This window comes from Pseudomonas sp. 34 E 7 (genome assembly GCF_900005715.1).
In the GTDB taxonomy this organism is placed as follows: Bacteria; Pseudomonadota; Gammaproteobacteria; order Pseudomonadales; family Pseudomonadaceae; genus Aquipseudomonas; species Aquipseudomonas orientalis_A.
In genome coordinates this window covers 3091-12358 of record NZ_CVTX01000165.1, presented here as the reverse complement: position 1 = coordinate 12358, position 9268 = coordinate 3091, and the positions used below count along the sequence as shown (strand labels likewise).

General features: G+C 62.1%; 7 protein-coding genes and 1 pseudogene. 1 reads left to right on the top strand and 7 read right to left on the bottom strand.

Annotated elements, in window-relative coordinates; all coding sequences use genetic code 11:
- The 7 genes and pseudogenes from BFP96_RS21815 to pilM form a co-directional block, all read right to left on the bottom strand.
- A partial coding sequence (locus tag BFP96_RS21815; protein ID WP_065936999.1) for an AAA family ATPase occupies positions 1 to 1041 on the bottom strand: 1041 nt, incomplete at its 3' end.
- Between the two features lie 10 nt (positions 1042 to 1051).
- Positions 1052 to 2152, bottom strand: coding sequence for a 3-dehydroquinate synthase (gene aroB / locus BFP96_RS21810; RefSeq protein ID WP_065936998.1), 1101 nt, complete (start codon positions 2150 to 2152; stop codon positions 1052 to 1054).
- 125 nt (positions 2153 to 2277) lie between these two features.
- Positions 2278 to 2796 carry a shikimate kinase AroK gene (gene aroK, locus BFP96_RS21805; RefSeq protein ID WP_065885698.1) on the bottom strand — a complete coding sequence of 173 codons (519 nt, stop codon included), beginning with the start codon at positions 2794 to 2796 and terminating at the stop codon, positions 2278 to 2280.
- 4 nt (positions 2797 to 2800) lie between these two features.
- A pseudogene (locus BFP96_RS21800) lies at positions 2801 to 4054 on the bottom strand (type IV pilus secretin PilQ); the annotation flags it as partial.
- Between the two features lie 141 nt (positions 4055 to 4195).
- A complete protein-coding gene (locus BFP96_RS21795; protein WP_065936997.1) occupies positions 4196 to 5167 on the bottom strand; it encodes a pilus assembly protein PilP in 972 nt (323 codons plus the stop codon).
- Positions 5164 to 5715, bottom strand: coding sequence for a PilN domain-containing protein (locus BFP96_RS21790; protein ID WP_065885700.1), 552 nt, complete (start codon positions 5713 to 5715; stop codon positions 5164 to 5166). The genes BFP96_RS21795 and BFP96_RS21790 overlap by 4 nt, the downstream gene beginning before the upstream one ends.
- Complete coding sequence (gene pilM / locus BFP96_RS21785) at positions 5712 to 6368, bottom strand: type IV pilus biogenesis protein PilM (protein ID WP_065936996.1); 657 nt, start codon at positions 6366 to 6368, stop codon at positions 5712 to 5714. The genes BFP96_RS21790 and pilM overlap by 4 nt, the downstream gene beginning before the upstream one ends.
- A gap of 218 nt (positions 6369 to 6586) precedes the next feature.
- Between pilM and BFP96_RS21780 the strand changes: the two genes are divergently transcribed.
- Complete coding sequence (locus BFP96_RS21780) at positions 6587 to 9049, top strand: penicillin-binding protein 1A (RefSeq protein ID WP_370671703.1); 2463 nt, start codon at positions 6587 to 6589, stop codon at positions 9047 to 9049.
- Positions 9050 to 9268 lie beyond the last annotated feature (219 nt).

Here is a 9268-nt window from a genome sequence, read left to right as displayed (position 1 = left end):
CGGCACGCCGTCGTCGCCTTCGGAGATGCCACCGGCTTCCTCAGCCAGCGGGCCGCGCATGACCGGTTGGCCGACCATCGGCAGGTTGGTCGGTTGGCCGGAGTTGGCGAATTCGACATTTGGCGTGGGCTTGCCCAGTGGCAACTGCGCCTGTTCGGTTGGCGCGCCAGCGGTGGTCGGCGCCTTGCTGCGGCCTGGAATCAACCAGGCGGCGGCAACGGCGACCACGACAACGGCGGAAATAGCCAATACGTGCTTCTTAGGCATAGTGAACCCCATCTTTGGACGCTTGACCGCAGAGCGGCTGGCAATCATGGCTTCGATCATTGCATCGCGGGCAACCTGATTGATGTTGCCAGGCCAGCCATCGGAGCTTTCGTGAATATCAGAGATCTGCGCAGCGGAGAAAAGTTCGATACCGGCCCCTGCACCTTCGAGGCGCTGAGCCAGGTATTCGCGGGTCTCTTCTTCTTCGTACGGCTGCAATTCGATGACGTGGAACAGCTCTTGCTCACCGCTGATCTGTTCCAGATCGGCGATCAGCGACGACTCACCGAACAGGAACACATGGGGACGACCTTCCGGCGTACCCGCCGCCAGCGCCAGCAATGCTTCCAGGGCGGACTCGTCGAGTTGCTCGGCGTCATCCACCAGCAGATAGACTTCCTGGCCGGTCAGGCCCAGTTGCACCACCTGCTTAAGGATCGCATTCGGCTCCGCGTTGGCGACGTCCAGCGCCTGCGCCACCTGGCGCAGCACGCCGGCCGCATCACCGGCGCCACGGGCCGAGACCACGACGCTCTGCACCGATTGCTTGTTGGTGCTGGCGACCAGCGCCTGGCGCAGCAACGTCTTGCCGCTGCCCAACGGCCCCGTGACCACCAGCAGCAACTGACTGTAGCGCGCGAGGTGGTGCAATTGCCCCAGTACCGGCTTGCGCTGGGCAGGGAAGAATTTGAAACCAGGCACCCGTGGAGCGAAAGGGTCGTGGCTCAAGTGATAATGGCCGAGGAACGCCTCGTCGGCATGCAAACTAGTCATCGCGATCTTATTAACCTTTAAGCTGGGCCAGGGCGCGGTAATCCGCTCCCAGCGTGGCCTGTAAAATCTCTTTCGGATAATCGTCGGTCACCACCGCTTCGCCCATGTGGCGCAACAGCACCAGCCGCAGCCGACCGTCGATCACTTTCTTGTCTATTGCCATGTGCTCCAGGAAATCCGCTTCGGTCATCTCGGACGGCGGAATCACCGGCAAACCGGCGCGCTGGAACAGACGGATCCCGCGATCACGCTCCTGGGCGCTGATCCAGCCCAGGCGCTGCGACATCTCCAATGCCATCACTGTGCCAGCCGCGACGGCTTCCCCATGCAGCCACACACCATAGCCCATGTGGGTTTCGATCGCATGGCCGAAGGTATGACCCAGGTTCAGGGTAGCCCGTACACCGGACTCCCGTTCGTCGGCATTCACCACCAGCGCCTTGGCTGCGCAGGAGCGGGAAATTGCCTCGGTGAGTGCCACCTGGTCGAGGGCGCGCAGGGCGTCCATGTGTTCTTCCAGCCAGGTCAGGAAGGGCTCGTCGCAGATCAGCCCGTACTTGATGACTTCCGCCAGGCCCGCCGACAGCTCGCGGGGTGGCAAGGTGTTGAGGGTGGCCGTGTCGATCAGCACGGCCTGCGGCTGATAGAACGCGCCGACCATGTTCTTGCCCAGCGGATGGTTGATGCCGGTCTTGCCGCCCACCGACGAATCGACCTGAGACAGCAGCGTGGTCGGCACCTGGATAAAGTCCACGCCACGTTGGTAACAGGCGGCCGCGAAGCCGGCCATGTCGCCGATCACACCGCCGCCCAGGGCGACCACGGTGGTGCGGCGGTCATGCCGTGCGCGCAGCAGACCATCGAAGATCAACTGCAGGGTTTCCCAGTTCTTGTGGGCTTCGCCGTCGGGCAGGATTACCGAGATCACCGAGTATTCGGCCAGGCTGCGGCTCAGACGCTCCAGATACAGCGGCGCCACCGTTTCGTTGGAGATGATCGCCACCTGCCGACCGGCAATATGCGGTGCGAGCAGTTCGGGCAGGTCCAACAGACCTTCGCCAATATGGATCGGGTAGCTGCGCTCGCCTAGATCGACCTTAAGTGTCTGCATGTGTCCCCGCGTTGAAGATAGTGTGACGACCGGTAACGCCTGGATCAGACGCTGCCTGATGGCTCTACGCCATACCCCGCAAGGTCATGGCGCGCCGCCGAGAATAGCGCATTTGCGGCCAGGCTTTAACGGGGTGCCAGCCGTTGCAGGCGCTCAAGAATATCGAGTACCACCATTCGGGGCGGCCGTTCATCGGTTTCCACCACCAGATCGGCGATCTCCCGATACAGCGGATCGCGCAGCGCAAGCAGGTCCCGCAGGGTTTTTTCCGGGTTGGCCGTGCGCAGCAATGGGCGATTGCGATCACGAGCCGTGCGGCCCACCTGCTGCTCGACCGAGGCATGCAGATACACCACCCGACCACCGGCATGCAGGGCGCGGCGATTCTCATCACGCATCACTGCGCCTCCGCCGGTGGCCAATACCACGCCATCGCAGCCGCACAGCTCGGCAATCATTGCCTGCTCGCGGTCGCGAAAGCCCAGTTCGCCTTCCTTATCGAAGATCCATGGGATATTGGCACCCGTGCGCAATTCAATTTCCTTATCGGAATCTTTGAACGGCAGGCGCAGCTCTTTGGCCAGCAAACGGCCGATGGTGCTTTTTCCAGCCCCCATCGGCCCTACAAGAATCAAATTTCGCACAGAATCAACGACTCACAGCAATCGCCTGGTTATTCATGATACGCGGAGTCAGGAATACCAGCAGCTCGGATTTTTTCTCCGACCGCACATCGCGCCGGAAAAGGCGGCCAAGATACGGCACATCGCCCAAAAATGGCACTTTATCTAGCACTTTGCTCTGGGTATTGGAGAAAACCCCGCCGATGACAATGGTCTCGCCATCCTTGACCAGGACCTTGGCATTGACCTCGTTTTTCTTGATCGGCGGCACGTCGTTGAGTTTGTTCAAATAGTCGGGTTCGTCCTTGGTGACTTTGACCACCATGATCACATGATCGTCGGGGGTGATCTGCGGCGTGACCTCCAACGACAGCGAAGCTTCCTTGAACGACACCGAGGTGGCGCCCTGGGACGTGGATTCCTGGTAGGGAATCTCGGTGCCCTTGAGAATGCGCGCGGTTTCCTTGTCCGAGGTGACCACCTTGGGCTGTGAGACGATTTCGCCGTTGCCGGACTTTTCCATGGCGGTCAGCTCAAGGTCCAGCAGCAGGTTGTCGGTGATAAACGCCAGCCCCAGGCCCGAGGTGCCGGTCAGCGAACCCAAATCGACAAAGGGTGAACTGGGTGGATTCGGCGGTGGTTGCGCGCCATCTGCCGGGGGTTTTGAAATACCGCCGGCGCCCCAATTGCCGCGATTGAGCCGCCCACCCCAGCGCACGCCCAGGCTTTTGTCGTAATCGACATTGGCCTCGACAATACGCGCCTCGATCATCACCTGGCGCACCGGGACGTCCAACTGCGCCACGATCCGCCGCAGCTCTTGCAGCCGCTCTGCGGTCTGGTAGGCGATGATATTGTTGGTGCGATCATCCACCGCCACCGAACCGCGTTCGTCGGTCGCGCCTTCAAAGCCGGCCATGGACTGGAACAGCTTGGCCAGGTCCGCCGCCTTGGCGTAATTGACCTGCAGCAACTCCCGGCGCAACGGCGCCAGTTCGGCCATCTGCTTGCGCGCCTCCAGCGTCAGCAGTTCGCGTGCGGCCAATTCGTCGGCGGGGGCCACCAGCAAGACGCCGGCCTTGACCCGCTTGTCCAACCCCTTGGCTTGCAACACCAGGTCCAGCGCCTGGTCCCAGGGCACGTCCTTGAGCCGCAGGGTGATCGAACCCTGCACCTCGTCTGCGGCCACCAGGTTCAGGCCGGCGACATCGGCGATTTGCTGCAATGCCGCGCGCAAATCGATGTTCTGGAAATTAAGGTTCAGTGTGTCGCCTGTGTAGTCGGCCGACGACGTGCTTTCAGGCGGCGGCAGATGGATAAGGTCGACGCGATTGGGCACAGCAGCAGCCATCGGCACCGTGAACGCTATCCATAGCGCCACGCCGAAGGACAAGAAAATCCTTTTCATTGTTTGATTCCGTTATGAGTTGACGTTCAACACCAGCGTTCGCGGGCGCTCCAGCCAGAGACCCTGTTCATCGGGAAAGCGCTCGACCAGCTCCACATGGCCGTCCTGGATGGCCGTGACCTGACCATGATCCGGACCGAGGTAGTCGCCGACCGCCAGCCGATGCACCGTTGATCCGGCACGCAGCAACGCGAAGCTCTGCCCGCCGCCGGACAGCGTACCGACCATGTCGAACTGGTCGATTGCGATGCCCTCCAGCAGCCCGCGGGGTCGCGTGAGATCCGGAGCAGGGGCGGGCCGCCCAGGCGTGTGATCCGGTTGCAAGTCTGTCAGTTGAAACGGGTCGCGCAGGGAGGTCGCGTCGTACACAAAGCGCGGAGCCGGGACGCCCGCCTGTGATGCCTTGCCCCCCCGGAAAACGCCTCGATAGGCCTTGATCAGCAGCTCCAGCCGCAACAAAGCCCCTTCCGAGCGCAACGCCAGGTCATGCACCGTGACGACGCGCTGCAAACTACCCAGGGCGCTGACGAACGCCGCCAGGTCGTGATAACCCCCTGTAACGCCAACCTTCAAGGGTTGTTCGACATGGAACGGCTGCGACGCCTCGTCCATCACCTCGACGCCCTCGACCCATACGCCCTTGGCAACCGCCAGCCGAGCGATGTCTTCAAGCAAGTCCGGCACTGCAGCGTCACCGGACAGTTGCCCTTGAAGATCCGCGACGGTGTCTTCCATCACCCTGACGCGCTCGGTGTGCGCCTCAAGGTCTGCGGCCACACCGGCGCTCTGTTCAAGCTGCCCGCGCAGCACCTGCTCGCGCGCCTCCAACCCGTGCAATCGCGCTCGCGAAGCGCCCAGGTATGACACCTCCGCTATCAACTGCACCAGGCCGCCCAGGGCGCAGCCAAGCAGGACCTTTGCAGGCCAGGGCCATTTTGCAGCGTTGTAGGTGAGTGCGCAAAAGTCGAGCCCGGGCAGGCTCATGGTTGCGCCTCGATGGTTTCCCCCTGGCGCACCATCAACTGAAACTGATGAGCGCCGCGCTCACCCTCTGCCTGAACACGCTCAAGCCGCGCCGAATGGCCGCCTTGCGACGCCTCCAGCCGACGCATCAACTGGGCGATATCCTGGTTGCTGTCGGCACTGCCGCGGATGCTGAGCGTATCGCCGTTGGCGACCACCTCATGCAGGTGAACGCCATCGGGCATCGTGCGCGCCAGCTGATCGAACAGCCGAGCGCCGGAGGAGCGAGCGTCGTGCAGGTCCTGCATCACCTTCATGCGCTGCGCCAATTGCTGGCTTCGCTCCTGCAGGTCGTCGATGGTCTTGATTCGTGAGTCATGCGCGGCAACATTCCCGTCCAGGCGCACGTTGCGGGTGACCTGCCGGTCAATCGCCTGGTCGATCACTTGATCGGCCAGCCACACCGCCGCGAGCGCCAGGCAGGCAAACGCCAGCAAAAGCACCAGCAAATACTTGCGGCGCCGCTCGGCCAGCAGTTGGCGCCAAGGCAAAAGATTGATTCGTGTCATCCAGCGAAACTCCTCAGGGCCAACCCGCAAGCCACTCCCATCCCGTGGGCATCGGCGGCCCATTGTGCGCCATCGACTCGATGACCTGGCGTGAAGCTGGCAAAATCCTGACGGCAAGCGCGCTCCAATGCAAATGCTTCGACATCCACCACCCGCGTCACCAGCCCGGCCAGGCCCAGGACCGCCTCGCGCGCCTCGACCTGTTCGCGCAGGCAAGCCGCCAACATGACCTGCACCCGCCCGGCGCCCTGGGACGACGGGCCGCGTACCTGAAAATCGATGGCGACTTCGTCCAGAGGATAAGGAATGTACTGGTCGGCCTCCATGTATATCTGCCAGGCCCTCTCTTCGTCGCTGAGGCCTGCGTCCATTTCGATCACCCGCGTAATCACCGACGGGCCCGAGACGGCCACGGCTGCGTGCCTGGCGCGACTGTGCAGCCGCGATAATGCCTGCTGCAGCGCCCGCCCGGCCCCTTCAAGGTCGAGCACTGTGCCATCGACCACCGCATGCGCCGGCAACCCCTGCGCGGCGTAGCCCTGAATGCTGAAACCTTGCGCCGAACGGCCCAGCTCGATCAGCTTGATACCTCGGTCATTGATGTCGACGCCGAGAACGATGGCGTGTTTTCGCCTGAAAAATCCCTTTCCCATAAAACTCCCTAAAGCTTTGCCTGTCTTACCGCCTGATTGCCTCCGGGCCGTGCATTCGGTCGACTTGTTTGAGCCGTGCGAATGACGCCCGGAGGCGAAAATGCTTTAATGCCCAGCGTTTTTTCCCGCTTTTTATCTGCCGCCCGGGTCGATCCATCGTTCGCCATGCATGCCCCGACGCGTAACTCTTTCTTTTCTCTGGAAATCCAAAAGCCTTGATTCGTCTGCTGAAGTTTTTCGGGTACTCCATTGTCGCGATCGTCTGCGGGCTGCTGCTCGTACTCAGCGGGGCCTACCTCTACCTTAGTCCGGGTTTGCCGTCGGTAGAGGCCCTCAGAAGTATCCAGTTGCAGATTCCTTTGCGGGTCTACAGCAGCGATGAAAAACTGATCGCGGAGTTCGGCGAAATGCGCCGTACACCGATCCGTTTCGCCGACATTCCGCCCAATTTCATCAACGCATTGCTGTCGGCTGAAGACGATAATTTCGCCAACCACTACGGCGTCGACCCCAGCAGCCTGGTCCGTGCAGCCACGCAATTGGTAAAAAGCGGACACATTCAATCCGGCGGCAGCACCATCACCATGCAGGTGGCGAAGAACTTCTTCCTCACCAGCGAGCGCAGTTTTTCGCGCAAAGCCACCGAGATCCTGCTGGCGCTGCAGATCGAACGCCAGTTGACCAAGGACGAAATCCTCGAGCTGTACGTCAACAAGATTTACCTGGGCAACCGAGCCTACGGCATCGAGGCGGCGTCCCAGGTGTACTACGGCAAGTCGATTCGGGATGCGAGCCTTGCGCAAATGGCGATGATTGCCGGCCTGCCCAAGGCGCCGTCGCGCTTCAACCCGCTGGCCAACCCGGCGCGCAGCAAGGAGCGTCGCGACTGGATCCTGGGGCGCATGTACAAGCTCGGCAAGATCGACCAGACGGCTTACGAAAGTGCCGTGGCCGAACCATTGAACGCCAGCTATCACGTGCCGACGCCGGAAGTGAATGCGCCGTATATCGCCGAAATGGCCCGTGCGGAAATGGTTGGCCGGTATGGCAGCGAGGCCTACACCGAAGGTTTCCGCGTAACCACCACCGTTCCGAGCAACTTGCAGGAAATTGCCAACCATTCGCTGCACGATGGCCTGATCACCTATGACCAGCGCCACGGCTATCGCGGCCCTGAATCGCGCCTGCCGGGCAAGACCCTGAGCGCCTGGACCACCGAACTGGGCAAGCAACGTCCGATCAGCGGCCTGGAGCCGGCGATCGTCACCCAGGTCAAGAAAGATGGCGTGCAGGTACTGACCCGCAGCGGCGAAGCGCATGTGGCGTGGGACAGCATGAAATGGGCACGTCCATTCCTGAATACCAACAGCATGGGCCCGATGCCGAAGCAGCCGTCCGACGTGGCGCAGGTGGGTGACTTGATCCGCGTGCAACGCCAGGCCGATGACAGCCTGAAATTCAGCCAGGTACCGGTCGCCCAGGGCGCACTGGTGTCCCTGGACCCGCAAAATGGTGCGATCCGCGCCCTGGTCGGCGGCTTCGCCTTCGAACAGAGCAACTACAACCGCGCCACCCAGGCCAAGCGCCAGCCGGGCTCAAGCTTCAAGCCGTTCGTCTACAGCGCCGCGCTGGATAACGGCTATACCGCCGCCAGCCTGGTCAACGATGCGCCGATTGTGTTCGTCGATGAGTACCTGGACAAAGTCTGGCGCCCGAAGAACGACACCAACACCTTCCTCGGCCCGATCCGCATTCGCGAGGCGCTGTACAAGTCGCGCAACCTGGTGTCGATCCGCCTGCTGCAGGCGATGGGCGTGGGCAAGACCATCGACTACATGACCCGCTTTGGCTTCGCCAAGTCTGACCTGCCGCCGAACCTGTCCCTGGCCCTGGGCACCGCGACCCTCACGCCGATGGAAATTGCCACCGGCTGGAGCACCTTTGCCAACGGCGGCTACAAGATCTCGCCGTACCTGATCGACAAGATCGAGAGCCGTAATGGCGACACACTGTTCACCGCCAACCCGCCACGGGTACCCGGCGATGTGGTCAATGGCGTGGCGGCAACCGATGGTCTCGCCGCGCCGAGTAACGGCGGCATCACCATTGAACCGACGCCGGGTACGACGCCTGCCGCAAACCCTCAAGCTCCGGGCGAGCCACAGGCACCGGCGGTGGCTGAACGCATCGTGGATGGCCGCACCACCTATATCCTCAACAGCATCCTGCAGGACGTGATCAAGAAGGGCACCGGCCGACGTGCATTGGCCCTGGGCCGTGCGGACATCGCGGGCAAGACCGGTACCACCAACGAATCCAAGGATGCCTGGTTCTCCGGCTACAACGGCGACTACGTGACCACCGTATGGACCGGTTACGACCAGCCGGAAAGCCTGGGGCGTCGCGAATTCGGCGGCACCGTGGCGCTGCCGATCTGGATGAGTTACATGGGCGCAGCCTTGAAGGACAAGCCGCTGCACACCCAGCCGGAACCGGAAGGCATCCTCAGCCTGCGCATCGACCCAGTCAGCGGCCGCGCGGCCTCGCCAAGCACGCCGAACGCCTACTTCGAACTGTTCAAGAGCGAAGACACGCCGCCGTCAGTCAACGAGCTGGGCAACGGGGCCGTACCGGGCAGCCCGCTGCCAGCGGATGAAGGCGCGCCGATCGACCTCTTCTAAGGCGCAACACAGCTTCAATGTGGGAGGGGGCTTGCCCCCGACTGCAGGGACTGATGTACCGCTATCGGGCATAGGTATCTACACAACTCTGTAGCGCTCAACCGTAACCACGATGCGAAGCGAGTCGCTCTTGCTCTTGCTCTTGATCTGCTTTTGATCTTGATCTCAGGCGCCCCGTTAAACCACGCTGGCCGAACGCAGGCTTGAATCCGTGGGCAA